Annotated in this window: 23 protein-coding genes and 2 tRNA genes; 10 read left to right on the forward strand and 15 right to left on the reverse strand. The window is 56.7% G+C overall.

Annotated features, from left to right (window positions below):
• Window positions 1-89: 89 nt before the first annotated feature.
• Together HYW18_02020 and HYW18_02025 are read right to left on the reverse strand one after the other, a co-directional pair.
• Window positions 90-2,402, reverse strand: a complete 2,313-nt coding sequence (locus HYW18_02020) for a leucine--tRNA ligase (protein MBI2484905.1) — start codon at window positions 2,400-2,402, stop codon at window positions 90-92.
• Window positions 2,403-2,455: 53 nt separating this feature from the next.
• Window positions 2,456-3,637, reverse strand: a complete 1,182-nt coding sequence (locus HYW18_02025) for an aspartate aminotransferase family protein (protein ID MBI2484906.1) — start codon at window positions 3,635-3,637, stop codon at window positions 2,456-2,458.
• A 90-nt stretch (window positions 3,638-3,727) separates the two neighbouring features.
• On the opposite strand from HYW18_02025, the gene HYW18_02030 reads away from it, so the two are divergent.
• Both HYW18_02030 and HYW18_02035 read left to right on the forward strand, forming a co-directional pair.
• On the forward strand, window positions 3,728-4,498 hold the full coding sequence (locus HYW18_02030) for a hypothetical protein (GenBank protein MBI2484907.1): 771 nt from the start codon (window positions 3,728-3,730) through the stop codon (window positions 4,496-4,498).
• 478 nt (window positions 4,499-4,976) lie between these two features.
• Window positions 4,977-5,471 (forward strand): hypothetical protein, encoded by a 495-nt coding sequence (locus tag HYW18_02035; GenBank protein MBI2484908.1) that lies wholly within the window; start codon window positions 4,977-4,979, stop codon window positions 5,469-5,471.
• A 107-nt stretch (window positions 5,472-5,578) separates the two neighbouring features.
• Here the strand turns inward: HYW18_02035 and HYW18_02040 are convergent, their stop codons facing one another.
• Genes HYW18_02040 through HYW18_02055 form a run of 4 tightly spaced genes read right to left on the reverse strand, consistent with a single transcriptional unit; the run spans window position 5,579 to window position 10,160 of the window.
• Window positions 5,579-6,796: a Glu/Leu/Phe/Val dehydrogenase gene (locus HYW18_02040; protein ID MBI2484909.1), complete on the reverse strand. Its 1,218-nt coding sequence runs from the start codon at window positions 6,794-6,796 to the stop codon at window positions 5,579-5,581.
• A gap of 30 nt (window positions 6,797-6,826) precedes the next feature.
• The gene (trxB, locus tag HYW18_02045) at window positions 6,827-7,750 is read right to left on the reverse strand and encodes a thioredoxin-disulfide reductase (GenBank protein MBI2484910.1); all 924 of its coding nucleotides are present in this window, start codon (window positions 7,748-7,750) and stop codon (window positions 6,827-6,829) included.
• A 1-nt stretch (window position 7,751) separates the two neighbouring features.
• Complete coding sequence (trxA, locus tag HYW18_02050; GenBank protein MBI2484911.1) at window positions 7,752-8,069, reverse strand: thioredoxin; 318 nt, start codon at window positions 8,067-8,069, stop codon at window positions 7,752-7,754.
• A gap of 57 nt (window positions 8,070-8,126) precedes the next feature.
• Window positions 8,127-10,160, reverse strand: a complete 2,034-nt coding sequence (locus HYW18_02055; protein ID MBI2484912.1) for a translation initiation factor IF-2 — start codon at window positions 10,158-10,160, stop codon at window positions 8,127-8,129.
• Window positions 10,161-10,220: 60 nt separating this feature from the next.
• Here HYW18_02055 and truB point away from each other — a divergent pair, with 60 nt between their 5' ends.
• The 4 genes from truB (at window position 10,221) to HYW18_02075 (ending at window position 13,803) form a co-directional block, all read left to right on the forward strand.
• On the forward strand, window positions 10,221-10,880 hold the full coding sequence (gene truB / locus HYW18_02060; GenBank protein ID MBI2484913.1) for a tRNA pseudouridine(55) synthase TruB: 660 nt from the start codon (window positions 10,221-10,223) through the stop codon (window positions 10,878-10,880).
• Window positions 10,881-11,052: 172 nt separating this feature from the next.
• Window positions 11,053-12,603 (forward strand): ribonuclease Y, encoded by a 1,551-nt coding sequence (gene rny, locus HYW18_02065; protein ID MBI2484914.1) that lies wholly within the window; start codon window positions 11,053-11,055, stop codon window positions 12,601-12,603.
• 3 nt (window positions 12,604-12,606) lie between these two features.
• On the forward strand, window positions 12,607-13,404 hold the full coding sequence (locus HYW18_02070; protein MBI2484915.1) for a YmdB family metallophosphoesterase: 798 nt from the start codon (window positions 12,607-12,609) through the stop codon (window positions 13,402-13,404).
• 33 nt (window positions 13,405-13,437) lie between these two features.
• Window positions 13,438-13,803, forward strand: a complete 366-nt coding sequence (locus HYW18_02075; protein MBI2484916.1) for an HU family DNA-binding protein — start codon at window positions 13,438-13,440, stop codon at window positions 13,801-13,803.
• Here the strand turns inward: HYW18_02075 and lysS are convergent.
• The 3 genes from lysS to HYW18_02090 are packed head-to-tail and all read right to left on the reverse strand — an operon-like array spanning window position 13,757 to window position 17,105.
• Complete coding sequence (gene lysS, locus HYW18_02080) at window positions 13,757-15,232, reverse strand: lysine--tRNA ligase (protein MBI2484917.1); 1,476 nt, start codon at window positions 15,230-15,232, stop codon at window positions 13,757-13,759. The two genes, HYW18_02075 and lysS, sit on opposite strands and share 47 nt — an antisense overlap.
• Complete coding sequence (locus HYW18_02085) at window positions 15,229-16,587, reverse strand: hypothetical protein (GenBank protein ID MBI2484918.1); 1,359 nt, start codon at window positions 16,585-16,587, stop codon at window positions 15,229-15,231. The genes lysS and HYW18_02085 overlap by 4 nt, the downstream gene beginning before the upstream one ends.
• A gap of 44 nt (window positions 16,588-16,631) precedes the next feature.
• Entirely contained in the window at window positions 16,632-17,105 is a 474-nt protein-coding gene (locus HYW18_02090) for a hypothetical protein (protein ID MBI2484919.1), read from the reverse strand.
• A gap of 94 nt (window positions 17,106-17,199) precedes the next feature.
• On the opposite strand from HYW18_02090, the gene HYW18_02095 reads away from it, so the two are divergent.
• Window positions 17,200-18,273: a hypothetical protein gene (locus HYW18_02095; GenBank protein MBI2484920.1), complete on the forward strand. Its 1,074-nt coding sequence runs from the start codon at window positions 17,200-17,202 to the stop codon at window positions 18,271-18,273.
• A gap of 91 nt (window positions 18,274-18,364) precedes the next feature.
• On the opposite strand, the gene HYW18_02100 is transcribed toward HYW18_02095, so the two are convergent.
• Together HYW18_02100 and HYW18_02105 are read right to left on the reverse strand one after the other, a co-directional pair.
• The gene (locus HYW18_02100) at window positions 18,365-19,348 is read right to left on the reverse strand and encodes a hypothetical protein (GenBank protein MBI2484921.1); all 984 of its coding nucleotides are present in this window, start codon (window positions 19,346-19,348) and stop codon (window positions 18,365-18,367) included.
• Window positions 19,349-19,433: 85 nt separating this feature from the next.
• Window positions 19,434-19,510: transfer RNA gene (locus HYW18_02105), tRNA-Arg, on the reverse strand.
• 75 nt (window positions 19,511-19,585) lie between these two features.
• On the opposite strand from HYW18_02105, the gene HYW18_02110 reads away from it, so the two are divergent.
• Window positions 19,586-19,661 (forward strand) — tRNA-Lys (locus HYW18_02110).
• A gap of 219 nt (window positions 19,662-19,880) precedes the next feature.
• Window positions 19,881-20,699 carry a tyrosine-type recombinase/integrase gene (locus tag HYW18_02115; protein MBI2484922.1) on the forward strand — a complete coding sequence of 273 codons (819 nt, stop codon included), beginning with the start codon at window positions 19,881-19,883 and terminating at the stop codon, window positions 20,697-20,699.
• Between the two features lie 417 nt (window positions 20,700-21,116).
• Here HYW18_02115 and HYW18_02120 read toward each other — a convergent pair whose 3' ends face one another.
• From HYW18_02120 to HYW18_02135, 4 genes are all read right to left on the reverse strand, one after another.
• A complete protein-coding gene (locus HYW18_02120; protein ID MBI2484923.1) occupies window positions 21,117-21,455 on the reverse strand; it encodes a hypothetical protein in 339 nt (112 codons plus the stop codon).
• Window positions 21,456-21,494: 39 nt separating this feature from the next.
• Window positions 21,495-21,848: a hypothetical protein gene (locus HYW18_02125; protein MBI2484924.1), complete on the reverse strand. Its 354-nt coding sequence runs from the start codon at window positions 21,846-21,848 to the stop codon at window positions 21,495-21,497.
• Between the two features lie 67 nt (window positions 21,849-21,915).
• Complete coding sequence (locus HYW18_02130) at window positions 21,916-22,824, reverse strand: hypothetical protein (protein ID MBI2484925.1); 909 nt, start codon at window positions 22,822-22,824, stop codon at window positions 21,916-21,918.
• 1,349 nt (window positions 22,825-24,173) lie between these two features.
• Window positions 24,174-25,505 carry a hypothetical protein gene (locus HYW18_02135; protein MBI2484926.1) on the reverse strand — a complete coding sequence of 444 codons (1,332 nt, stop codon included), beginning with the start codon at window positions 25,503-25,505 and terminating at the stop codon, window positions 24,174-24,176.
• Between HYW18_02135 and HYW18_02140 the strand changes: the two genes are divergently transcribed.
• Window positions 25,386-26,147 carry a recombinase zinc beta ribbon domain-containing protein gene (locus HYW18_02140; GenBank protein ID MBI2484927.1) on the forward strand — a complete coding sequence of 254 codons (762 nt, stop codon included), beginning with the start codon at window positions 25,386-25,388 and terminating at the stop codon, window positions 26,145-26,147. The two genes, HYW18_02135 and HYW18_02140, sit on opposite strands and share 120 nt — an antisense overlap.
• Window positions 26,148-26,263: the final 116 nt, after the last annotated feature.

Here is a 26,263-nt window from a genome sequence, read left to right on the forward strand (position 1 = left end):
ACAGTCCCTTGAAAAGACAAACTCCCCAGCCATTTCAGCATTGGGGAGTTTGTACTGTGCTGTCATTCCATCACGAAAAACTGCTTTTGTCAATCCTCTTTTGTGGACAAAACGACAAAGTTAATGAGCCGGCCGGGAACAAATACGACGCGTGCCACCTTCCTATCAGCAAGATGCCCGCCCACCTGCCTGCGAGCCTGCGTTTCCACATCCGCTTGACTCGTGTCTTTGGAAAGAGAGATGGTCGCACGCAGTTTTCCATTTACCTGTACCGCGAACTCAACGGTGACATCTTGTGCAAGCGCGGGATCATACGACGGCCATACACCATCAAAGATAGAGACCGAGTGTCCGAGCTTCTCCCAAATCTCTTCTGCAAGGTGCGGCGCATAGGGAGCCAGGATTTTCACAAACATCTCGAAAGATTCCCGGCGCACCCCATCCTGCATCGCATTGGCACAAATCATCATCTGCGCAATCGCGGTGTTAAACCGCATGGCGTCCGTGTCTTCACTCACTTTTTTTATCGTTTTGTGAATTTCCCGCTCAACCTCCCCAACCTTTTCAACTTTTCCAGCCTTTCCAACATCTCCAACCTCCTCGCTCACCCTCCACACCCGATCTAGAAATCGTCGCACACCGAGCACCCCATTCGTGTCCCACGGCTTCGCCTCTTCAAACGGCCCCATGAACATCTCATACATCCGCAGCGTATCGGCACCGAACGCTGCAACCACCTCGTCGGGATTGATGACGTTGCCGCGCGACTTGCTCATCTTCGCCCCATCGGGACCGAGAATCATACCTTGGTTGCGCAGTTTCAAAAACGGCTCGTCAAAAGAAATAATACCGAGGTCCTTGAGCGCGTAGCAGAAGAACCGCGCATAAAGGAGATGCAGCACCGCATGCTCGACCCCGCCTACGTATAGATCCACCGGGCACCAATAGTCCAGAGACTTCGCATCGGCAAACTTCTTTTCATTCGTCGGATCGACATACCGCAAGAAATACCAACTGGAGTCCACGAACGTGTCCATCGTATCGACTTCAAAACGCCACCCCTTGCCATACAGCTTCTCCGCACGCTTGGCGTACTCCTCTGATCGCGCAATGGGAGATTCGCCCGTGGGTCGAAAATCCACATCGGTGGGAAGCAGAAGCGGCAAATGTTTTTCTTTCACGGGGTGTGGCTGGCCCTCTGGATCGTAGACAATCGGAATGGGCGCGCCCCAAAAGCGCTGACGCGACACAAGCCAGTCGCGTAGACGGTACGTCGTTTTCTTAGTTCCAAAGTTATTCTCTTCTGGAACAATATTTTTGATGGGAAGGTTGTAGATCTCGGCAAAAGCGCGGTCACGTTCGTCGTGTGCAGGAACAGCCATGATAGCGCCCACTCCATAGGACGCGAGGACATAATCGGCAATCCATATGGGAATGTTCTCCCCTGTTGCCGGATTGATGGCATAGGACCCCGTAAACACGCCGGTCTTCTCGCGAGAAAGTTCGGCGCGTTCGAGCGCGGTTTTTTTAGCAGCAGATTTTTTGTAAGCTTCCACCTCCTCTTCGCGCGCACTTGTTGTAAGTTCTCCCACAAGCGGATGCTCGGGCGCCAACACAAGATACGTCGCCCCAAAGATGGTGTCAGGACGCGTGGTGAACACACGGACAGCTGCCGGCTGCCGGTTGCCAGCTACCAGAAGAAAATCAATCTCGACGCCCTCGCTTCTGCCAATCCAATTCCTCTGCATGGCCTTCAACCGCTCCGGCCAATCAAGATGTTCGAGACCAGCCAGCAACTCCTCGGCGTACTTTGTGATGCGGAAGAACCACTGCTCGAGTTCCTTTTGCACAACAGGGTTGTGGCAACGATCACACCTCCCGTCTACAACCTGCTCGTTCGCAAGCACCGTGTGGCACGACTCACACCAATTCACCGGCGCCTTTGCTTTGTACGCCAAGCCCGCTTCATACAGTTTCAAAAAAATCCATTGCGTCCATTTGTAATAAGCGGGATCGGCCGTGGAGAGAGTGCGCGACCAGTCAAAGGAGAGGCCGACAGATTTCATTTGCCGCGTGAAATTCTCTATCGCCGCCTTTGTCGTCTCTGCAGGATGAGTACCGGATTTGATGGCATAGTTTTCTGCCGGTAAACCGAAAGCATCAAACCCGATGGGAAAGAGCACGTGCTTCCCCTCCATCCGCGCTTTGCGCGTCATGATATCCACGCCGGTGTAGGATTCCACATGCCCCACATGGAGTCCCGCTCCCGAAGGATACGGAAACATAACCAAGTGATACCGCGCATCCTCGCGTTTCCTTTTTTCCTCTGTCACTTCTCCCGCATGATTCTTCTCCCATCTTTTTTGCCATTTCGGTTCAATCTCTCGGTGATTGTAGGGCATAACGGAGAAAGTATAGCAGGGACCAGAGACCGGGGGCCAGCGACCAGAAGAAGCTAAAGCGCCAGGGCGTTCACTGCGTCGTGGAGGATGCGCGCTGCCTGGCGAGCTTCGCTTGAAGAGAGGGAGAGCGGTGGGGAGAAGAAGAGCGTGCGAGAATCGGAAAACGCGACGAGCGCTCCTCGACGCACACAGCGTAAAAAGATGAGGGGTGCGATGGGACGCTTGAACTCGATGGCGAAGACCATGCCGATGCCACGTACCTCCTTCACCTGCTTGAGCGCCTTCAGGGGCTCGAGAAGTTTGAGAAGCTCGGCGCCAACGCGGCGAGAATTTTCAACAAGCCTCTCATCCCGGATAAGCCGAACATTTTCTCGCACCGCCGCCAAATCCTGCGCGAGCCACCCAAACGTCGCATAGACGGGAATACCCCTGGCGCGTCGCCACACACGTTCGGTGACAAGTGTTGCCGCCATCGTAGCGTATCCGCCCGTAAATGATTTTCCAAGACAGATAATGTCGGGCTCAATTCCCCACCACTCGCTTGCAAACATTTTTCCGGTACGTCCCACCCCTGTGGCCACCTCGTCCATGACAAGAAGCACACCGTGCTTGCGACAGACTCTCTCGATGGCGGGATAAAAATCAGCGGGAGGAATGAAGCAACCGGCGTTTGTCCAAATCGGCTCGCTCATGAACGCGGCGATGTTGCGGCGTCGGCAGAGTTTTTCAAATTGCTTTACGACCTTGCGCGCCTCATCGTCCGTCTTTGGAAGCGGAAGCGAGACAAATCCCGGCAGACGTGGCGCCATCGTTCTCTGCCACGCGTACCCGAGCGAGGCCGCTCCGTAGGTGTGCCCGTGCCAGGTGTCGCCAATAGAGACGACTGTTTGTTTTCCCGTCGCGGCGCGTGCGCACTTGATGGCGAACTCCACCGCTTCCGAACCGCTCGTACAGCGAATGGCACGGTTCATCTTCCCCGGAGCCATACGGCAGAGTTCCTTCGCAAACACTTCCTGATCGTCGTCGTGGAATAGCGCCGGAATGTAAAGGCCCCGACGTCCTTGCGCCGCGATCGCTCTCGCCATCCCCGGATGCGCCCAGCCGACGGTCGCCACACACCACCCGCCGACGAGATCGAGATACTTCTTCCCTTTCTTATCCCACAGAAACGACCCTTTCCCCTTCACGATACGGACGGGATTGTAGTCAAAAACTTGAGCGATGTGCGAAGTCATAGGCCCTAAGTATAACCTTGACCCGATGAAAAAACCACGCTATCCTATGGCGTCCGTGGCAATCACGCCCCGGATACATGTGGAGGGGCCATGCCCCATCAAAAGGACGAAGCTAGCCTGAAGGCACTCATCATCGTCGTGGGAATCGCCCTCGTGGCGACCAGCGTGTGGTTCGTCGTGGCCACCGACCTCCGTTTCGAGGACATCGGGCCCGCGGCAAGCAGGGAGCCCACCCCGCCGCCCGAGGCGGTGGTGGAGCCGGTTCCCGTCGACGTGAACACTCCGGAGTGGGATAGCCCTCTCGAAGGACTCCATGTCGTCTCCCTGCGGCCTGGGTACGAAGGCGAAACGGCATTCGTCGCCATCAAGCTCGAGTCGGAGGGCAGTAGCATCGTCACGGTAGGCGCGTGCCCGGACGACCCGAACCCCCAGGTGGTGGTGGACCAGAGCGCCGTGGGCGGAGAACCGCCCGAACAGGACGGCAACGTCAGACGCGTGGACGGCCTCACCGGCAAGACGCTGCCGCCGCGCGCGATGTGCGCCACGTCGTACCTGGTGCAGATTGCCAACCAGCAGGTTGCCGTGGACAAGCCGTTTTTCCAGGTGATCGTGCCCGTCGAAGAGCTTCGCCAGGGGCTCAAGATCACGGCTCCTGCGAAGATCACGAAGGTCACCCACGACAAGATCCTCTTCCCACGGATAGAGAAGTTCTCAACCCGTACCGAGTACACGTTGGAAGGTGAAGCGACTCACGTGGTCCGCGACGTTCCGAAGGACCCCGAGGAGGCCGTGCCCGTCACCTTCACCTACACGGCGAAGGTGACCGAACTTCCCGACAGTGAACGGCAACAAGTGCCATAGAGGAGACCGCCATGCACGCAGACGAGAAAGACCGACTGACGCTACCGCGAGTGGAGAGCCAAGACGCGCCGCCCCGGGCACCCGAACCGGAATGGTCGAACCCCGACCGCGTCCCCGGCAGCATCATCCTGCACGTGAGCGGCCCACCCACCCTCAACCCCGCCGAGTTCCTCCGTTTGGAGGCTCTGGCCCCCATGATCTAGCCGCCACAGCGGCAATGTCCTTTCTTCCAAACCGGCCCCCGCCGGTTTTTCCATTTTGTTACATGTCTCTTAGTGATCACTTAGAGAGAAAGATCAGGCGAGAGGACTTTTTGTTCTTACTTTAGAGATATTTTCAGTCAACCCCACTTATCCTCACTTAGTGATCACTTAGAGAGAAAGCGGGCATGATGACTTAGAGAGCAAATGAGAGGCTTCGTCGCTTGCAAAAATCAAAATTTCCTGCTAGGTTCCCCTTATTCCAAGCCGGTGCTTGGATGGAGGACCTTGCCATGTCTGTGCGACCCGACCCCAACCTCTCCACCGAGGCCAACCGGATCGGAATCACCCGTCTCGAATCGGAGGCTGCCTGGCACGACTTCCGGCGCCTGTCCCAACTGCTCACCACGCATCTCGTGACCTTCCTGCGCGGGATCCACAACCAAGACCCCCGCAACATGGGGCTCGCAGTGTCGCGCCTCTCCGCCAACGCGATCACCCTCTACATCACCCGCAACTGCAACGTACGAGAGGTGGCCGCGGGTCTGGAGATGCTCGATATCTCCTCTCGGGAGGAACGGCGCGTCAGCTTCTCCATCGTCGTCCGCGACGGCGCGCTCTGGGTCATGGACACCGATGGGGTCCGCAGTGGGAGCTCCTTCGACGAGATCCACGATGCGCTCCTCGCGCAGATCTGCGACTGGCTCCGCTTCCCCGTCCCCCCGCACCTCCTGCGCAACCGGCTCCGCGTCGAGCAGGGTCCGACCCCCTAGCCAGACCCTCCCGCTCTTGTCACCGGTCTCGACCACCCCTCGGTGGTCTTTCCATTTAAATTCAAACTTATCCCTATTAAGGGTCAGACCCTTGATGGGGATAAGTCCTATTCCATAGCCTCGGCCAGTCGCTCAAGCGCCAAAATGAATGCTCCTCGGCGGAGGTCCGTCTTCGCCGCTGTCGCACGATCAAAAACGGCACGAGCCTGCTCGCGCATAAGCGGTTCTAATTTTGCAAAAACGTCCACTTCGCTCCAGTGCTCTCCTTGTAAGTTTTGTTCCCACTCGAAATACGATCCAGTGACGCCGCCGGAGTTCGCCAAAATATCCGGAACCACCGGGATCCCGCGGGCAAACAGGATGTCATCCGCCTCCACATTCGTGGGGCCGTTCGCAAGCTCAAAGATGACGCTCGCCCGTATCGCCGCCGCGTTGTCCTTTGTGATTTGATTTTCAAGCGCCGCGGGAATCAGCACGTCGCAATCGCTTGTGAGAAGTTCCGCGTTTGAGATGGTCTGCGACCCCGCAAAGCCCGTGACGGATTCCGTGGTTTTCTTGTGCGCCTCAAGATCTGCCGGATCAATCCCGTCTGCTTTGTAGATTGCTCCTTTGGAGTCAGACGCCGCAGTAAGCGTGTGTCCCGCTTGCGTCCAGAGATACGCGGCGTGGAGTCCTGCATTTCCAAACCCTTGAATAGCTACGCGACAGTGCTCCGGCAAACTCAAACGCCCGCGCAATTCTTCAAACACATAAAACCCGCCTTGCGCAGTGGACGTTCCACGTCCCTCCGATCCGCCGTGCTCAATCGGTTTACCCGTGATCACTGCTCCGCTCATGTCCCCCGTGATTTTTCCAAACTCGTCCGACATCCACGCCATGATCTCCGGCGTCGTGTTCACGTCGGGCGCCGGAACATCCTTGCGAGGTCCGAGCACATCGGCCAGGGCGCGCACCCACCCACGCGACAAACGTTCAAGTTCTCCTTTGGATAACGTTTTGGGGTTCACCGTTACGCCTCCTTTGCCCCCACCCATCGGAATCCCTGCGACGGCGCACTTCATCGTCATCCAAAGAGAGAGCGCCCGCACTTCGTTGATCTCTACTTGTTCGTGATAGCGAATCCCTCCTTTGTAAGGACCGCGAGCGTTGTTGTGCTCTACGCGAAAACCCGTAAACATTCGTAGCGTGCCGTCATCCATACGCACCGGGATGGAAACCATGATCTCCCGGTCGGGGTGGCGTAGACGCTCAAGCACGTCATGAGGAAGATGCGTGAGAGATGCGGCACGGTCAAGTTGTGTAAGGGCAGTTTCAAATGCAGACATAGAGAGTGTAGTGAAGACAATAGGAAGATACTATTCCTCCTGAGCCGACAGCCACCGTTCCACATCCATCGCCGCCATGCAGCCCATACCGGCGGCAGTCACTGCCTGGCGATAGACGTGATCCGAGACATCCCCTGCCACAAACACACCCGGAATCGCCGTAGCACTTGAATCCGGTTTGTGCACAAGATACCCCTTCACATCGAGTTCAAGTTGGCCCCGGAACAACTCGGTATTCGGCTTGTGCCCAATCGCCGCAAAATATCCCTGTACGCCAAGCTCGGAGATCTCCTTCGTTTGACTGTTCATGATCCGCACGCCCGTTACGTGGTCCTCTCCAAGAACTTCTTGCGCCTCTGTGTTGAACAACACCTGAATCTTCGGGTTGGAGAATACCCTCTGCTGCATGATCTTGCTTGCTTTCATCTCCTCTTTACGCACTAATACATATGCCTTGTTGACGAATTTCGTGAGAAATGTGGATTCTTCCGCCGCCGAATCTCCCCCGCCAATCACAACCACATCCTTGCCTTTAAAGAAAAACCCGTCGCATGTCGCGCAGGCCGAAACACCCTTTCCCATCAATCGCTCTTCTCCGGGAATACCGAGCCACATGGCTGAAGCACCCGTGGCCACAATTACCGCTTCCGCTTCATGTGTCTCTTTTGCCGTGGAGATGGCAAACGGTCGCTTGGAAAAATCCACCGCCGTGACCTGTTCAGAAATTACCTTCGTGCCAAATCGAACCGCTTGCTGTTTGAACTGCTCCATGAGTTCGGGCCCCATGATACCACCCGGAAACCCGGGGTAATTTTCTACTTCAGAAGTAATAGTGAGTTGTCCGCCCGGCTGCGGCCCCTCAAATAAGACCGTGGGAATTTCCGCACGCGTGGCATACAGCGCCGCCGTCCAGCCCGCCGGTCCCGCACCGATAATCATGAGCTTGGACGTCATACTAGACGTGTGCAGAAACCTTCTCCATCATCTGCTCTTTACTCACGGCGCCGGAAAATTGCTCAACTACTCGGCCACCCTTGAAAATAAGAAACGTTGGAATGGAAAGAATATTGAATTGCTGTGCCAAGTCCCCTTGTTCATCCACGTTCACTTTCCCCACGGTAAGCTTTCCTGCGAGGTCTTTTGCCACTTCCTCCACAATGGGACCAACCACTTTGCACGGGCCGCACCACGGCGCCCAAAAATCCACGAGCACCGGCCCTGAAGCTTGGAGCACTTCTTGAGTAAAGTTCTGCGAGGTAAGAGTGAGAGGCATAGAGGAAAATAAAAAGCAGAGGTATGGTAATCCAAACCTCTGCGGGGTGCAACACACTTATCGAGAAGCAAATCCGGGGATTTCCAGTTTGCGACCCTGATACTCTTCTTCGTAAAACTCTACACGGTCACCGGGTTCCGCTTTTACCTTTCCTTTATAGGAAATACCGAACTCCTCGCCCGGTTGAACGGACTTCACAACTCTGGCCCCCGTCTTCATTTCAAGCACACTACCTTCTCCGATAATTTCCGTGCCGCGGAACATGCGCATCTTGGCTCCGGGTTTCGCCGTCCCGTTTTTGAGACGCCCGCCCACAATCCATCCGTGTTCGATTTTACGAAACGCCGCGAGAACCTCCATATCGCCAAGCTCGCGGATGACATAGGCGTCCGGAAGCATCTCCTGCAAACGGCGGAGCACATCCTCGACAATTTTATAGATGATTTTCTCTACAAACAGTTCTACTTTTTTGTCCCGGGCAAATGCTTCCGCCCCCGGCGTAGGCGCGACACCAAACGCATAGACAATCGCATGGGATGCTTCGGCGTTTTGCACATCCGATTCCGTCACATTGCCCAGTCCACGCGACACCACCGTCACCCCCACATCGGGGTGCTCAATACGGTCGAAGAGTCCAAGCAGGGCCTCGAGCGATCCAAGAACATCCGCTTTCACCAGCACGGGAAGCAGCTTCTTCTCTCCTTGTTCCGTCGTACCGGAGATCTTGGAAGCCGTCATCTCCACAAGCTGGCCGGACCCTGCAGAGTGCTCAAACTTCTCGCGGCGCAGGATTTTTTCATTCTCCGCCACCTCCATAATATCCCCCACCGACGGCGTCGTCTTCCAACCAAGCACTTTCACAGGTGTTGATGGGGGGGCTTCCTTCACCTCAACCATGCGCCAATTTTTCATAGCGCGGACTTTGCCATAGTGGACACCACGGATTCCAAGCACGTCGCCCACGCGAAGCGTCCCCGACTGCACAAGCACCGTTGCCACCGGCCCCTGCCCCTTATCAATATGCGAGTCAATGATCGTTCCCACAGCCGACGTAGCGGGATTCGCGCTAATGGTTTCTTTTTCCATTTCGGCCACAAGCAAAACCATGTCGAGAAGTTTATCGATGTTTGTTCCCTGCTTGGCGGAGAGAGGCACGGTAATCACTTTGCCGCCCCACTCATCGGGCAAAAGATTACGCTCCGACAATTGCGTAAGCACCCGCTGTACGTCGGCACCCGGCACGTCAATTTTGTTGATCGCGACCACAAACGGCATCTTGGCCGCCAGAATGATGTCGAGCGCCTCGATAGTCTGCGGGCGAATGCCATCGTCCGCCGCGATCACCAGAATGGCGATGTCTGCCACCTTGGCGCCACGCGAGCGCATCACGGTAAACGCTTCGTGGCCCGGGGTATCAATAAACGTGAGGGGAGACTTTCCCCCTTCTTTGCTCTGATACTCCACTTGGTAAGCGCCGATGTGCTGGGTAATACCGCCAGCTTCGGTCGCTACCACGTCGGTTTTGCGAATCGCGTCCAATAGTTTCGTCTTTCCGTGGTCGACGTGTCCCATCACCACGACAACTGGCGAGCGTGCGCTCCCTGCCGCGCGGCTTTCCCGAAGCACTTCTTCCAGATGTTGATGTTCCACCTCTTCGGCCTTCGATGTTTCGGATGTCGTCGCCTCGCGCGTCGCCTCATAACCAAGATCGCCCGCAAGAATAGCCGCCGTATCAAAGTCAATGTTCTCATTAAGCGAAGCCAAGATGCCCGCGCGCATAAGTTCTTGCATGACGCGCGCAATGGGAAGTTGCAGACGTTCCGCAAACTCCCGTACCGTAAGCACCGGAGGAAGCGTTACGTTTTTGTCCTTCACCACTTCTTTGCGTTCCTGCGTTGCTTTTTGCGCCTCCATGCGTTCCTTAAGTCGCTCGCGACGGCGCATCTCGCTCCACGCGTTTTGAATCTGGCTCGCGATGCGATTGTCCACCTTAATCGCACGGCGTCCAATGCTAAACCCGAGCTCGGGCAGACGGCGGTAGAGCTCTTCGGGCGTAGCATTCAGACGGCGAGCGAGTTCCGTAATATTCATGTGCGCGAAGAATAGCCAAAATTTGCGGTGCGGTCAACCCTCCGGTATCCTGACCACGTTATGCTTCCGCAAGGAATCCTCCTCATCGACAAGCCCGCAGGAATGACGTCGCACGACGTGATTGACGTCCTGCGGCGCCAAACAGGCGAGCGGCGCATTGGGCATGCCGGTACGCTCGATCCCTTTGCCACGGGTCTTTTGATCGTGGCCGTAGGACGCGAGACCACAAAAACGCTTTCCGCGTACGTTGGGCTCGACAAAGAGTACGAGGCGGAAATCATTCTCGGCGCGCGCTCGCAGACGCTTGATCCTGAAGGCCCCGTGGAAGTGCTTGGCGCCCCCTCCCTCTCTTCAGCACAGATCGAAACAGCTTTGCAGTCTCTGACGGGCAACCTTGCGCAAGTTCCGCCAATGTACTCGGCAATCAAAATAGGGGGAAAGAAACTCTACGAGCTCGCGCGCGTCGGAAAAGAAATCGAGCGCAAGCCACGCGCCGTGCACGTAAAAACATTTGTTCTTCTCTCTCCTCCCCTCGCTCTCAAAGACGGCACGACCAAACTTCACGTCTGTATAGAGTGTAGCAGCGGCACCTATATTCGCGCCCTTGCCCGAGACCTCGGGCACGCGCTGGGGACCGAGGCCTACGTATCCGTCCTCCGGCGCACGCGCATTGGGCCGTATATGGCAAGGGATGCCCACCCCGTTGACGCAGCAAGGTAGCTTTTGGTATCATCCGGCTGTAATTCTTGATGTTTTTTGGAGCCTGTTCGCTTGTTGAAGACTGCTTCAGACGCTATGATTTCTCTCGCTTTCTCCCCGTGGAACACTCTGTCCCTTTCGTGATTGCGGGCCTGCGCCTTGTGTCTTTTGCGTGCGAACACTCCGTGTTCGTATGTCCCCACAAATTATTGGATCTGTCGTTATCGCCCTTCTTGCCGGAGGGGTAGTTGGGTTTTTCCTCCGGCGTGTCACAGCCGGTAAAAAAATCGCTACCGCCGAAGCGCAGGCCGAGAAAATCCTGGCGGACGTAAAAGTGCGCGAGCAAGAAGCGCTCATCAAAGCACGCGAGAAGGCTCTCGCGATTATTGATGAGGGAAAAAAGGACGAAGCACGCCGTCGAAGTGAGATTACCGAATTGCAATCTCGTTTGGAAAAACGCGAAGCTTCGTTCGATCAAAAACTCACCGAGCTTGACCGCAAATCCACCGCGCTTGAAGACAACAAACATCGATTAGACGAGGAGACAAAACGATTGGAGGAAACACGAGGAGAGATCGAGCGCGTGAAAGCCGAGGAGGTGGCAAAGCTCCAAGAGGTTTCCGGACTGACGAAGGAAGAGGCTATTGCACGGCTCGAGCAATCCGTGCAGGCAGAGTACAGCAATGCTCTCGCAAGCCGTCTGCGAAAACTCGAACAAGTAAACGAAGAGGAGATCGAGGCGAAAAGCCGGCAGATTCTGTCGTTGGCTATCACGCGATTCGCCGCTGGCCAGTCGGTGGACACTACAACGTCAAGCGTGGAACTTCCTTCGGATGAAATGAAAGGACGCATTATCGGTAAAGAGGGGCGCAACATTAAAACCGTTGAACTCATGACGGGCACCGAAATCATCGTGGACGAGACGCCCAACATGATCACCATCTCTTGTTTCTCTCCTATCCGCCGGCAGGTCGCCAAACTTGCGCTTGAGGAACTCATCAAGGACGGCCGTATTCAACCGGCACGCATTGAGGAGGCCGTGAAAAACGCAAAGCAGACGCTCTCAAAGGAAATCCGCAAAGCAGGCGAAGAAGCTCTGGTCGAACTTGGTATTCCCGTCTCCTCCATTGATCCAAAGCTGGTACAGATTCTTGGACGCATGAAATTCCGGACCAGCTACGGCCAGAATGCGCTTCAACACTCCATAGAAGTTGCCACTCTTGCAGGTCTGATGGGAGCGGAGCTCGGCGCCGATGTGTTCAACTGCAAAAAGGGCGGGCTCTTTCACGACATCGGCAAAGCGGTGGATCATGATATGCAGGGAGCACACCCCGAGATTGGTTATAACATATTGAAAAAGTTCGGTTGGCCCGAAGAGCTTTGCTATCAATCGATCGCGCATCACGAGGATCGCCCGCGCACCATCGAGGGCGCCATCGTAAAGGCGGCAGACGCGATTTCGGGAGCGAGACCCGGCGCGCGCAAGAATTCGCTGGAACAATTTATCCAGCGTATGGAAGCACTCGAGAAAACCGCTTCCTCATTTGACGGCGTGGAGAAAGTCTACGCCATCCAAGCGGGGCGCGAAGTGCGTGTGTTCGTGGAGCCGAAGCTCATTGACGACTTAACCGCCTTCCGTCTTGCAAGCGACATCGCTAAAAAGATCGAGGCAGAACTGCAATATCCCGGCGAGGTGAAAATCACCCTGATCCGCGAAACGCGCGTCGTTGAGTACGCCCGGTAGTGTATGACGATCCTCGTCTTTGGGGACGTCGTGGGAAAAATTGGCCGCGAAGCGGTTCGTCTTGTTCTTCCCAAGTGGCGTGAGCACTATACCCCCGCGCTGATTCTGGCTAATGCAGAAAACCTCGCCCACGGGGCGGGCATCACCACAAAAACAGTGCGTGAAATGCACGACATGGGTATAAACGTGCTCACAGGGGGGAACCACCTCTGGGATAAACCGGCTTATGCGGACGTGTTTGCCGATCCAGAACTTTCACCCATGTTCGTCCGGCCCCTGAACGAAGTCCGCACCGTGCCGGGAGTTGGCGCACGTCTCGTGGAGCGCGGAGAGACATCCTTTGCTATTCTCAACTTGATGGGACAAGCTTTTTTCAAAGACGCATACCCCTCGCCGTTTGCGGCTGTTGATGAAGCTCTCGAAAAGATTCCCCCCGAAGCTATCGTGCTTGTAGACGTCCACGCAGAGGCCACCTCGGAAAAAGCGCTTCTTGGAAAATACCTCGATGGACGTGCAACAGCCGTCTGGGGTACGCATACACACGTACCTTCTGCCGACCAACGCCTTCTCCCGCGGGGTACAGCCTTTGCGACCGACGTGGGGATGAGCGGGGCCCATAACGAGTCTATCGGTATCCGGTACGACTTGGCTCTCGCGCTCATGAAGGACAAGAAAAAATCCCAGCTTGTTCCCCCGGAAAATGGCCCGGCCGAGGTAAATGCTCTGCTGGTTACCCTCGATGAAACGAGCAGGCGCGCCAAAGATATTCTCCGTCTACGGGAGATTGTCGAGATTCCTTAAGTGAGCTATACTTGGGCAAAATAATGACTATTTATGAACAAAGCCGAACTCGCCATGAAGATCGCCGAGCGCCTCAATATCCAAAAGAAACAGGCAGAGGATTTCATCGAAGCTTTTGAGGCTATTACCACGGCTACGCTCGCAGAAGGAGGCGAGGTGACTATTGCCGGATTCGGCACGTTCAGCGCACGCACGCGCGCGGGACGCATTGGCGTCAACCCACAAGACCCCAAAGAACAAATTACGATTCCTCCCGTGTTTGTTCCAAAGTTTAAAGCAGGCAAGGCCCTTAAGGACACATTAAAAGCCGCGGGGAAATCCCGCGGGATCGGTTCAGCCTCTGCCCCTCTCCCTACTCCTCCTTCGGGCGGAGCGTCGGGAACGCCATCACCTCTTTGATGTTTTTGGCACCCGTAAGCAACATGACCATGCGGTCGAAGCCAATGCCAAGCCCGCACGTGGGCGGGAATCCGTGTTTGATTGCTTCTAGATAATCCTCGTCGGTTTGGTGGGCTTCGTCGAAGCCTGCCTCTTCTTTTTTCTTTTCCTCTACAAATCTCTGCCAAAGATCCTGCGGATCATTTAACTCCGTATAGTTGTTGCCAACTTCCATCCCAAGCGCAAACGCCTCGAAGCGCTGCACAAACCGAGGATCTTCACAGCGCTTTGCAAGCGGAGATGTCTCCACGGGATAATCATAAACGATTGTGGGTTGGATAAGCTGCTCCTCCACTTGGTCTTCAAACAACAGCCCGATCACTTCTCCGATACGGTGAAGCTTATCCAACTCTGCACGCCCTTTTTCTGTAAGACATTTACGCGCAGATGCTTTTGCGAGATCCACTTCGTTCCAGCCAAGCACATCTTCGCCTGTCACCGCGTGAATGGCTTCCACCATCGTCATGCGCTTCCACGGACGCGCCACAGAAATCACAGCCTCTTCGTGCACGATGTCGGTTGTGCCAAGCGCGCGCTTGGCAGATTCTTCAAACAACCGCTCAAAGATGTCCATGCCCCACCGGTAATCTTTGTATGCAGCCTGCGCTTCAAACATGGTGAACTCCGGATTGTGATCGCGGTCGATCCCTTCATTGCGGAACACTTTCGTAATTTCGTAGACTTTTTCAAAACCGCCAACAATCAGACGTTTCAAATACATCTCGTCGGAGATGCGCAGATAAAAGTCCGCGCCAAGTGCGTTATGATGCGTTGTAAACGGACGGGCAAATCCGCCCCCATAGATCGGTTGCAGCGTGGGCGTCTCGACATCCAAAAAACCCTCCTCTTCCAGAACATTTCGCAGGGCCCTCATAATAGCCGCGCGCTTGCGGATATAATCCTTCGCGAGAGGATTGGTGAGAAAATCCAAATAACGCTGGCGCATACGCGCTTCGGGATCGGCAAGACCATGCCACTTTTCCGGAAGCGGAAGGAGGGCCTTTGCAAGCATGCGAGAGAGCGTGACGGAGATCGTCATTTCTGCTGTTTTCGTCTTAAAAAGTGTGCCCGTTACTTCAATAAAATCCCCCATCGTAAAAAATTGATGGAACTGATCGTAGGCCACCTCGCCCACCACGTCCCGTTTGAGCGCAAACTGGATGCGCCCCGTCTCGTCTTCCACATGCCCAAAAGTAAGGCCGCCATGCTTGCGGATAAGCCGCACGCGCCCCGCCACCGTCACTGCTTGCCCGCGCAAGGAAAGTCCATCGAAGTCCAGAAGAACAGACCCGATCGTATGCGTGCGAAAAACCTCCGCTGGGTACGGATCCATGCCTGCCGCACGCATGATCGCTACGCGCTCAATATTGTCATGTTCTTCCTGAATCATACCTCGCGTAAAAATGTTTGGATGTCTTCAAGAACATCATCGAGCCGCACCATCTGCGCCTCTTCTGCCATACGACGTTTCCACTCAACCGACTGCTCTTTCATGGTGCGCTCTGAAAGCACCAGGCGCAGGGGCAGCCCAATCAAATCGGCATCGGCAAATTTTTCTCCCGCTGAAAGATCGGCACGATCATCCCACAAAACCTCGATCCCTTGCTTCTCCAGCTCATCATGAAGCGATGCCGCCGTCACCTCAAGCTCTTCGGCAAGGACAGGGTCTTTCGCCCGTAAACTTACCAGATGCACGTGGAACGGCGACACGGACTTTGGCCAACACATGCCGCGCTCGTCATGATGCACCTCTACAATGGAGCCCAGAACACGCGACGGACCAATGCCGTAACAACCCATAAGCACAGGGAGCATTTTACCGTCCGGTCCTGCCACCTGAAATCCACACGCGTCAGAAAATCGCGTCTTCAGAGGAAAAATATTTCCCACCTCGATACATTTTTGGATGTCGTACTTTTTTGTATTCTCCCAATCTGCCTCTGGCACAATTTCGCGGTTGAATGCCTCACCTGTTTGCCGATCAATGTATACGTGGTCCTCCCCCGCGGGCGTAAGGACTTGAAATTCGTGCGAGTGTTTGGAGAACACGCCGCCGGATGCCGCCACCACGAGCGCAGAGAGACCGCAGTGTTGGAAGACGCGCATATACGCCTGCTTTGCTTTCTCATAGAAGGCCATCAAGTCTTCCTCGGTGAGATGAAAACTGTACAAATCCTTCATGGAAAACTCGCGACCGCGAAGCAGACCGGATTTCGCGCGCGGTTCGTTACGGAATTTATCCTGAATTTGGTAGAGCGCAAGCGGCAAGTCCTTATACGACCGCACGTATTCCTTCGCAAGTGGCGTAATGACCTCCTCGGCCGTGGAGCTTAACGCATATTCTTTTCCGCCGGCACCCTCCAGCTTGAAAAGCACGTCAATAGTGTCCCACCGTCCCGTCGCGTCATAAAGCGCTTTGGGATGGAGGGCTGGCATCAACACTTCCTGCGCACCAAGCGCATTCATTTCTTCGCGCACAATGCGTTTCACCTTTTCGAGGACACGAAGTCCAAGCGGCAGATACGTATAGATACCTGCGGCAAGCTGATTCACGAATCCGCCTTGAAGAAGAAGCCGCGCGTTGGTGGAGTCCGCGTCTGCCGGAGCCATCTTGTTGGTTTTACCGAACATCTGAGAGTAACGCATAACAGGCACTATGGTACTGTTTTCACTCCGTTTACGCAACGACTCCCCGTCCTCACGCTCCCCTTCGGCGAGTGCCACTAAAATACGAAACCACGTCATAGGACGTGGTGAGTACTGACCTCCGCAACCAGATAGGTTGGGGATCAGAAGGTGAAGAACTGCGGAACGCTGTGCCAGGCCGTCTGGCGCTTTGGAGAAAGTTGGCTTTGCGCAAAGAGCATCATCGTCTCGATGGACCTGACCCGCATGGCCACACCGAAGCCTTCAAGCACCTTGAGACCCGCTCCCGTGAGTGCCAGGCTCTTTGTCTCTGGATCGCTTTCCCAGATCTCAGGATTCGTGTAGTCCCAGCGCTCCCCGTCGAAGAGGGCGTCACACTCCCCGGCCGCATCTTCGACGGCGACAACCCCCGGCGCGAGTTCCGCCATGCGGGTGGGAGCGTACTGCGGAAGCTGACGAGCAACTTTCCGGTAGTACTGGATGGCCTTCTGCCGCATCGTATCCATTGCTCCGTCTCCCTTCTTGGTGGAAAAAACGTATCCAAAACCCCCTGGCTCTGGACGTTCGCTACAGTAGCGTGCCGGTAGATAAAAATCAAAGGCGACTTCTTTTGACACAAAAGAAAGGCGGCACACTCCATTTTCTGAAGTTGTGCCGTCGACGCCTACTGGCTGATGAGATGAAGGAACGTGTCCGGCCTCCGAAATAGTGATGTCTGGTGCAGTATTCTTGAATTGGTCCGAACGCATTTCGCCGTCTGCGACGTTTCGCAAACCTGACCGCTCGGGTGCTGCCGAGAAAGAAAAGTCCCGCCTGGGACTGAAGAAAAAATCCCTAGACGGGGCGAGCGGCCATATTGGCGTGCCGTTGACGTTGGTAGCAACTGGAGCAGATGGCCTTGCCGGTCTCGTTGCGAACCTGCACCGGTTTGACCTCACCACACGTGAAACACTTCTCGTGCGTGGAGGGGTCTCGATAACGAGCTTTGTGATAGCAGTTCAGACAGATGGCTTCGCCGGTCTCGTTGCGAACCTCCACTCGTTTGACCTCGCCACACATGAAACACTTCTCGTGCCTGGAGGGGTCTTTGCGATAGCAGCTCGGACAGACGGCCCTGCCGATCTCGTTGCGAACCTCCACTCGTTTGACCTCGCCACACGCGAAACACTTCTCGTGCCTGGAAGGGTCTTTGCGATAGCAGTTCGGACAGATGGCTTCGCCGGTCTCGTTGCGAACCTGCACTCGTTTGACCTCGTCACACACGAAACACTTCTCGTGCGTGGAGGGGTCTCGATAACGAGCCGTCTGATTGCAGTTCGGACAGATGGCTCCGCCGGTCTCGTTGCGCGCAGCCACCGGTTTGACCTCTCCACATTCCGAGCACTTCTCGTGAGTAGAAGGGTCGTGGTAGCGAGCCCTCTGATAGCAGTTCAGACAGATGGCCTCGCCGGTCTCGTTGTGCATTGTCAGCGGTTTGACCTCGCCACACGTGAAACACTCCCCGCACCTGGAAGGGTCTTTGCGATAGCAGTTCGAACAGGTGGCTTTGCCGGTCTCGTTGCGCGCAGCTATCGGTTTGACCTCGCCACACATGAAACACTTCTCGTGAGTAGAAGGATCGTGGTAGCGAGCCCACTGATAGCAGTTCAGACAGATGGCTTTGCCGATCTTACGGTTTTTACGGACAGTCCTGTGCCGTCCGCAGGTATCACAAACACCTTTCACGGCTGCACCTCCTTTCGGTTTGGATCCTGGAAAAGAGCAGACTCAGATCACTTGATCTGACACCGCACCGTACGTTATTACTTGCTCCACGTCAAGGCTAAAACGAAAAAGAAATCCCTCTGGGATTTCTCATGAATTGCATCACTACTTTTTAACAGCTAAATTCTTCGACCGACTTCGGAATCTTAAATTTATCACAAAATTTTACAAACAATGGCAACAAATCACTTTTTACTAATTCCAGTTCACGATATATCCCCATTGCGACGGCGAGTCCGTGTGGAATTTCAAAATGGGTGTCTTCTTCAATTCGGTCAGAAAGTTCATGCCCACCTCTCAAAATTTTCCGCGAGCCGTTTGCGTTTTCTTCCACATCGATTTTTAGACACACTGCTTTCAAAGTCGCGGTCCACAAAATTACTTTCAGTAAAGATTTTTTATTTGTGTACGGGTCGAAGTCTTGTGAAAGTAAAAAATCAAGAAGTGTCTGTGACTGATAAATTGCATGTTTTATCACTTCGCCAAGCCCAGTCGAAATTTGTCTTTCTGAAAGTGTTTCTAAAAATCGTGGGTCGAGAAGTATTTGGTTTGGCTCGTAAAAACTTTTGTAATAGTGCTTAAAAAATCTTCCTTTATCAATCATGTTTACCCTAACCTTTCCACCGCTTCCATCTGCCATACCGATTACGGTTGTTGGAATTTGCACAAGCGGAACACCCAACAGCTCGGCAACATACGCGGCGACGTTAAGTGTCAATCCACCACCAATTCCAACAACCTCTTTCGCTCCGCTTTCTTTGATACGATTTTGTTCAATAAAGTTTTTGAGCCAACCCCATTCTTTAAAGGTTTCTTCTCTCGCTTCTTCAAAAAATACATTTTCTTTCGGGAGAAAATCTTTGAGAAAAGTATTTGATAAACCCTTGTCGCAAAAAATCAATTGTGAATTATTAAATGTATTTTTTGAAAGAGAAGAAACAGAGAGAGAATATGATTTTATCTCGTCACTTCGTGGGTGGAACGAAGGAACATCGAAAAACAATTCGAACGAAGAAAGTTTGTCGTCCGAGATATTTTTAAACTTTTCGTCAGTAGTGAGCGATTCATTAAGAATTTTTGAATAAAGACCGTGCATATGATTAAAAAATTTTCTTCCCCCAAAATTGAATACGAATTAGTCGCCGAGCGAAGCGAACCAAAACTCTTTGACTTTTCCTGTCTGGTGCGGCCGGAAGGAGTCGAACCCTCGACCTCGTGGTCCGAAGCCACGCGCTCTATCCAGCTGAGCTACGGCCGCATAAGAAACGCAGGAACTGTAGCGGAAATCTTGACGTAGGTCAACGAACACGGCATACTTCCTCTGCTTTTTCGTGGGCGCATAGCTCAGTTGGTAGAGCAGTTGGCTCTTAACCAAACGGTCGGAGGTTCGAATCCTCCTGCGCCCACCAGTCACCACAACTTCGAACCTCCAAGAACCCCAGCAAACAAGCCCCGCCATGAGCGGGGCTTGTGCGTTGGCGAAGTCGTCGTTGACGGGCGAATCAGCAGCAGCAGAGCCGCCTGTGGACAAGTCGGCGATGACTGACCACGAATTCGGACCACGATCGCACACGAGGGAGTAGAGTCACCTGTAGAGCACCGTATGAAGAAGAGGGCTATTCATCTCCTTGCGCACCCGCGTCGCAGACCCGCCACCGGTAGGCGGCGTCGACTACGTCAACCGTCCCACTCCGCGCGGGCAGCCGCTTGCTGCCGCGTCACGCAACCGGAAGCTCGTCGTGCTGTCCGGGTTTTTCGCGTTCCTCAAGGAGAAGGGCCATGCGTCCGCAGATCCGACGGCGGGCGTGCCGTGGAGCCGGCTCACCCGGTCGGAGCGGCCTGCATTGACCGGCGCCGAGATCGGGCGGTTGCTCCGAGCCACGGAACGGGCGCGAAGTCCCTGGGCGGCGGCGCGCGACGCCGCGCTCGTCTCGGTGCTGTTCCATGTCGGCCTGCGGCTCGCCGAGCTGGTGGCCCTCGACGTGGACCAGGTGGACCTGCGGGCCGGCCTGCTCTTGGGCGTCAAGCGCAAGGGTGGCAACTCCCAGCCGTTGCCGCTCAACGAGTCAGCGAGGAACGCGCTCTCGGCCTGGCTGGAAGTTCGTGGCGAGGCCACTTCGTCGGCGCTTCTGCTGTCGCAGACCCGCGGTCGGCTGTCGCGTCGAGCCGTCGAAGCGCGGGTCGCGACGCTCGGCCGCGTGGCCGGTTTCTCGTTCAACGTCTCGCCGCACATGCTTCGGCACGGGTTCGCGACGGAGATTCTCGCCGCCGGCGCGAACCTCGAAGAAGTCCGGCGACTGCTCGGGCACACCAGCATCCTGACGACCAGCCGGTATCTGCATCCCGACGGCAAGGCGCTGCGGGCGGCGGTCAACCGCCTGTCTCGACCAGCTCGACGACGGGGTGGCGATGGAACTGGAAAACCAGAAGGGGTCGAAGACCCTTGACCCCGACCATGCGCCCTCTATAGACGAGGACGCAAGCGACGCTGCCGGTCACGGTCACGCTCTTGTATTCTAAACATACGTTCAGTATACTGGTTCCTGACAGCGTGTCGCGACCCGCGCCGTTCAAGCCGCAGCATTCATTGGAGCACACATGAGAGTGCAATACGCACGCCTGATCCGTTCGTTGGCACTCATGACAATTGGCTGGCTACTCCTACTCTACACCCCTCCGAACTTACCACTCCCTCCGCTCGGCCCGCGCCTCACGTCCTCGCAGTACCTTCTCATCCACGCGATCGCCCTCTTCGCGATAATCCTGTCCCATCGATTGGATCTGCCGCGCCGGAAACGACCTTAGGTCGATCCGGCACTGGCCTACCCACCCGCTAAATGCGGGTGTTTCCATCTCCCCAGGAATCAAACGTTGCGAGTTCGCATCCGACCGCGCTGGCGCCGAATCGCGTTTGTGGCGATGACCAACAGAGCGGCGGACGCGCCATTGGCACCCACCAAGATCAACGCACTGACGGCGACATCGGCGAAAGACACGTGAGATTGCGGTGCGTGACCCCAGAGGGTCTTGAGCAGCATCCCGACTAGAAAGACGAACAGCCCGAGTTCCATCGCAACGAGCGTGGCCCGCACACTTAGGCGGGATGCGCCCTCGAATGCCAGTTTCGCTATGTGTTCAGCGACCAGGGAGCCGACGATCACGACCACAGCGAACGACATCCATTGCAAGACTTGTTCGAACACACGAAGTCTCCCGCAGCGCACATACAGTTTCACGCAACCCTACGCGAGTGGTCCCCTCTCCTTCACGATCACGAAAAGTACGAGGAGAGCTTCCAGGAGCAAGACAGCGCCCGCGACGAACAGCATTGCCCCGATGTCAGTCATCCTAAAAGTAACCGCAGCGAGCAGCATGGCGCCTACACACACCAGTGCAACAGACGCAGCGACGAACCCATCTCGGACTCGCGAGTCAACGCGCGCATCGTCAACCGATGGCAACACTGCGGTCACGGCTGCCGGATCGACAGTGTCAGCCCCAAACACGCGACTGAAGGTAGCACCGTCGGGTCCCACGCTCACGGAGAGAAGCAGGCGTTCCATGATCCCTTCCTCTGCGATCCCAGACTTGAGCATATCCCGGCTAATGATCCGTACTTCAGCGAGTCCCGCAGGGTCATCGTCCTTGACGTCTCGCATTCTCCTAGACCTCCCACTCCGGCAGCCGTGCGGAATTTAGGCGCCAGAGGCTGAGGAGCGCCGCAACCGTTGTCTGGAACGCCCGCCCGGAGTCCTTCTCCCGTCGCCACGCCTCGTTGTCGTTGAACTCCGACCACCGGTAGCGCGTCATGGCAGCGAGAATCACACTCCCGGGTATCGACTCACCCAGCGACTCGCCTGCCCGGAGCTTCTGCAGGGCGGCAATGGACGAGGACCCAGTTGAGTCAATACTACTCGCCGGCGCGATCACGCCTCGGAGGACCTTGCGGAGCATGGGGGCAGACTGATCACTCGCCCCAAGAGTCGTGAGAGCCGACGCCACACTCCTGCAACACGAGACGGCGACTTCGACTGCAGCAGGCACGAGATATGGAGATTCCAGGACATCGGCGACTACACGCCGACGAGACTGGACGAGTCTGTCAGCGAGTCTCCGCCACACGTACCCAAAGTACTCCGCGCCATCCGTGCAACGTCTCTCGATCCACCGGCCGAGTATCAGCACGGGTGGACGCGCGATCATCTCCATTGCTTCGAGGAACTCGGCAGCCCCCCAAGAGAGCAACTCGCGCGGCGAGTATTGCTCAACGAGTCCAGTAACCATTCCCATGGCGGCGAAGCGCGCGCAACTCGTTGCCACGGCCGCTCCGAAACGCGCTGAGTCCTGGTACTGCGAGGCGACTACCCCGAACAGCCCCTTAAGATAGCGGTCGGCATCGAGCTCAAAGCCGATACCGAACGCAAACAGGTCTGGCAAGAACTCAACCACCTCCGGGTTGAGCAGCCGCCCGGCGCCTTCGGATGTCCGCGCAACCCGCTCAGCGAAGACATGTCGAGCAGCGAAGTGCCCGGCTTCGTGCGCGATGGGCCACCATCGGTAGACATCGAACATCGATGTCGTCGTCAGATCAATTACACCGAGGCGGTGCGAATACGGGACTCTTGGATCGAACCCAAATGTAACGAGGCCGCCCGTGCGAAGTTCTGCTCCTCGGCAAGCACAAGGAAGTCAACACCTGGACCGATTGGGACCGCTGGCTTTGTGGACACCGCTTCTCCGCGTTTGGGATCGCCAGTCTACGTACAGTAAGTCAAGTAGGTTAGAGTTTATAGCCGAAGCGGAGCAGTCTCGCAAGAAAAGCTCTTGCCACGGAGACATGTCCTTAGCTAGAACGAAAGCGCCCGGCCGGACAGAAGTCCGACCGGGCTAGAGAGCGTCGCGACGACGCGGTGTTCGGGCAGGCACCCGAATCCCCGCCTGCGCGGCGTAGACGGCGCGGTAATGCTGTCGCGCCGCCGCCTTCCACCCGCCCACGGTGCAACACACCGGAGGAGAGCGACATGCAGGCCGCGACGCATCCCTTGTAGCCTATTGAGGCCACAGACCGCAACGTCTGTCAAGCACACGTAACTCTTCAACTTTCCCGGCTCCCCAAGCTGGTGCGGGAATCTCTGTCCCGTGCCGGCTCCCGGTGAGTCCTTGTCCAGGCGGCCCGGCAACCGTCGGGCGACCTTGAGGAACCCCCATGTCCGCTCTGTATCGGCCTGCCCCGACCTCCACTTCTCCGCTCCCCACCCTCGCCCTCGACCTGGTCTGCCGCGACCTCGTGCTCCGGCTTCAGCCCCCGATTCGCATCAAGGTCATCGCCGCACTCGCGGCCGGCGAGCGCGATCCCAGCCGGGTCGCCGAGCACGCCTCGCAGATCCGCCGGAGGATCGGCTGGCCACGCGACGTTCGGACGTCGATTTGCCGTGCTGACCTCGTACGTATCCTGCGTCGCCTGCTCGATGTTCGCCCAGCACGAAGGCGTGACGCGGAAGGCTGCCCCTGCCGACGGACCCTCGAAGAAGTCCAGGCCCGAATCCTGAGCTCCGTCATGCACGAAGTGGTTTCGGACCGAATACGATATGGCAGCAGGCCAGCCGAACGATTGCCGGATCGAGTCGAAGAGCGCCGAAGCGGTGTCTCGCTTCGATGTTTTTCGGACGATGAACTGCGAGATCAGCCGCGCAGGCGACTTCGAGTTGCGGCCGGCTTCAGGAGTGCAGAGCACCCGACCGACAAGCCCAGTAACTGAGTCCGAGATCGCCCAGGTAGTTGTAAGATAAGCGGAAACTCCCAGGAATCGAGCGTTTCGAAACCTGACGCGAGTGGCGCCAAAGGGGACGCGATCGTCACCGTCAACGCGCTTCTCAAGGTCGGCCAAGAAGGTTCGTGCGTCTTCGCGGGCAATGATCAGGTCACGCCACCGATCTACTTCGAGACGACTGTCGACCATGCCCCGGAACCCGTCCTCGACTTCCTTTGGCAACGCGCTTGGACAGCGCAACAACGCCTTGTCGATACCGTCGTGCAGGGCTGTCGGGCCCGCTCAGCGTAGTCTGGATGTGGAACGAGAAGCCCTCGCTCCAGGTGTGCTGCCGTTCGAGCGACGTTGCCGGAACGAGCAGGGCGCTGAGGACACTGGCCCGGGCGGGAGTGGGGGCCTCCCTCGCTACATCCTCGACGAGACAGACACCCAGGCGGGTTGCCGACCCCTCAAAGTCTGACCAAAACCCCGGGCCGCCTGCCAATGTTCTCCCAATGAGGTCCTTTGCCCGCTTTCCGTCGTTCGGTAGGCCACGTGCCCGCCTCGACGCGATTGAGAACTCCTCTTCGGCCACCGAGCAGAGTTCCTGCAGTATTCGATCCGGATCGTCCGCCGCCGTCGCTCCCATCGCGGCGTAGAAGAGCGGCCAGGCGAGCGTCAGGACAACGTCGTCGAGGCCGATGTTCCGCTCACCGAAGAGCCACTCGACGGACTCAGTCCTTACGGAGAGAGTACGCAGGCATCTGCAGAGCTCGACGCAGTCCAGGGGCCGGAACTCGGCCACAAGTTCAAGCAGTTCGCCGATTTTCACCCGCTGAGATGCTGAGCAGCGCTCGATGCCGGCGCGCAACTCGAACGCAAACCGCTCCAGGAGGCCGACGCGCCGTCCTGCTAGTCTCAAGATTCTCTCGCTCCTGGCAAGCGAAACAAGGACCGCGCGTCCTGCAACACTCAGATTCCCGGACAGTGACGCTTCTAGCACGCCCGTCAGTAGCGCTTCCGCGGCCTCCGAGGGTTGCAGCGACGCGGCACTGTCTCCGACATCGACGAACAGCCAGGTGCGCAGGACATGATCGCGAAGTACATCGGGCTTCAGCTCCACCAGCCTGTTCCGAGCGCCCCGTTCCGACAGAGCACGCCTGCGTACGAGGGACGCGATGGCGGCCCTCGCCGCCGGAATGCCAGGAAGCCCGGCGTTCTCGGCCAGGAGTTGGACCTGCGAGTCATCTTCCCGATTGACGGTACCTAGCAGGGCAACCCACCGGAGGAGAGTGTTGACCTGTTCTGCGGGAAGCTCTGTCTGCTGCTCCACCACCTCTCGGAGGTACACGTTCGCCAATCCGTCTGCGGTCTCTGGGCTCGCGTGCAGAGCGTGCAGGAGCGCCGGAGCGTCGACTCGGGCGAGAAGGGCAGCCGCTGCTTCCTCCTGCGAGGGCTTCTCTACTGCGGGCTCTGCCAGCGCCGGATGACGGCCGAACTCCATCCCAAGGGCGCCTACTACCGCTGCTACCCCGATGCCGATGGCCGCCATTGTCCCGCACGCTACACCCCCGTCCTTCAGTTCGACGCGGAGGTGGAGCAGCGGCTGGAGAACATCTCGCTTCCCCGGGAGACCGTGGTGTCCCTCAGCGCGGCCCTGGATCATCTTGCCGAAAAGCAGGAAGCAAGGTGCACCGAGGAACGGCGGAGTCTCGGCACGAAGCAGAGCCTGTTGCAAAACCAGCTCCTGCAGGTGACCGACGGCTACGTGCGAGGCGTGGTCCCCGCGGCTGCGTATGCGCCGCTCCGTGATCGTTACCAGGCGGAACTCAACCAGGTGGAAGCCTGCCTCCGGGCTCTGGACCGCGATGTCCACGCGGACGTGGCTGCGGTGAAGTCCCTGCTACAGATGGCCGGGGCGCTCCGGCGCTTCTACGACCTGGCGCCAACCGAGCGCGAGAAGAAGGATCTGCTGACTCGGGTCTTCCATCGCATCGTCGTCGTCGACCGCACCGTCCAATCCATCGAGTACCAAGCCCCCTTCGACTGCCTGCTCTCCGACGACAGCCGGTTGCGGGGTTCTGAGATTCCACCGGACGCAGCGCGGGAGCTGCTCGAAGCCGGCCAGAGTGCGCTGGCGGCCTGAGAGTCCTCCCTCGAACATCGTTAGTTTGCGTCCACCATCCTACGCGACAGCAGCAAAGCTGGTGGAGCGTAGGATGCCCTCCGGAGCTTTAGCGCAGGAGGGCTGTGTTGTAGGTA

This window comes from Candidatus Uhrbacteria bacterium, from assembly GCA_016187485.1.
GTDB lineage: Bacteria > Patescibacteriota > Patescibacteriia > UBA9934 > UBA10169 > JACPJO01.

Bases quoted from the DNA above. Each gene is read 5' to 3' on its own strand.
- trxA (MBI2484911.1), bottom strand. From the start codon at position 8,069: ATGCCTCTCACTCTTACCTCGCAGAACTTTACTCAAGAAGTGCTCCAA.
- HYW18_02130 (MBI2484925.1), bottom strand. From the start codon at position 22,824: ATGTTCGATGTCTACCGATGGTGGCCCATCGCGCACGAAGCCGGGCAC.
- HYW18_02135 (MBI2484926.1), bottom strand. From the start codon at position 25,505: ATGGAGTTCGGCCGTCATCCGGCGCTGGCAGAGCCCGCAGTAGAGAAG.
- HYW18_02035 (MBI2484908.1), top strand. From the start codon at position 4,977: ATGGAGGACCTTGCCATGTCTGTGCGACCCGACCCCAACCTCTCCACC.
- HYW18_02055 (MBI2484912.1), bottom strand. From the start codon at position 10,160: ATGAATATTACGGAACTCGCTCGCCGTCTGAATGCTACGCCCGAAGAG.
- truB (MBI2484913.1), top strand. From the start codon at position 10,221: ATGCTTCCGCAAGGAATCCTCCTCATCGACAAGCCCGCAGGAATGACG.
- HYW18_02085 (MBI2484918.1), bottom strand. From the start codon at position 16,587: ATGACGTGGTTTCGTATTTTAGTGGCACTCGCCGAAGGGGAGCGTGAG.
- HYW18_02040 (MBI2484909.1), bottom strand. From the start codon at position 6,796: ATGTCTGCATTTGAAACTGCCCTTACACAACTTGACCGTGCCGCATCT.
- HYW18_02030 (MBI2484907.1), top strand. From the start codon at position 3,728: ATGCCCCATCAAAAGGACGAAGCTAGCCTGAAGGCACTCATCATCGTC.
- HYW18_02020 (MBI2484905.1), bottom strand. From the start codon at position 2,402: ATGCCCTACAATCACCGAGAGATTGAACCGAAATGGCAAAAAAGATGG.
- HYW18_02025 (MBI2484906.1), bottom strand. From the start codon at position 3,637: ATGACTTCGCACATCGCTCAAGTTTTTGACTACAATCCCGTCCGTATC.
- HYW18_02070 (MBI2484915.1), top strand. From the start codon at position 12,607: ATGACGATCCTCGTCTTTGGGGACGTCGTGGGAAAAATTGGCCGCGAA.
- HYW18_02100 (MBI2484921.1), bottom strand. From the start codon at position 19,348: ATGCACGGTCTTTATTCAAAAATTCTTAATGAATCGCTCACTACTGAC.
- rny (MBI2484914.1), top strand. From the start codon at position 11,053: ATGTCCCCACAAATTATTGGATCTGTCGTTATCGCCCTTCTTGCCGGA.
- HYW18_02095 (MBI2484920.1), top strand. From the start codon at position 17,200: ATGTCTGGTGCAGTATTCTTGAATTGGTCCGAACGCATTTCGCCGTCT.
- trxB (MBI2484910.1), bottom strand. From the start codon at position 7,750: ATGACGTCCAAGCTCATGATTATCGGTGCGGGACCGGCGGGCTGGACG.
- HYW18_02125 (MBI2484924.1), bottom strand. From the start codon at position 21,848: ATGCTCAAGTCTGGGATCGCAGAGGAAGGGATCATGGAACGCCTGCTT.
- lysS (MBI2484917.1), bottom strand. From the start codon at position 15,232: ATGATTCAGGAAGAACATGACAATATTGAGCGCGTAGCGATCATGCGT.
- HYW18_02075 (MBI2484916.1), top strand. From the start codon at position 13,438: ATGAACAAAGCCGAACTCGCCATGAAGATCGCCGAGCGCCTCAATATC.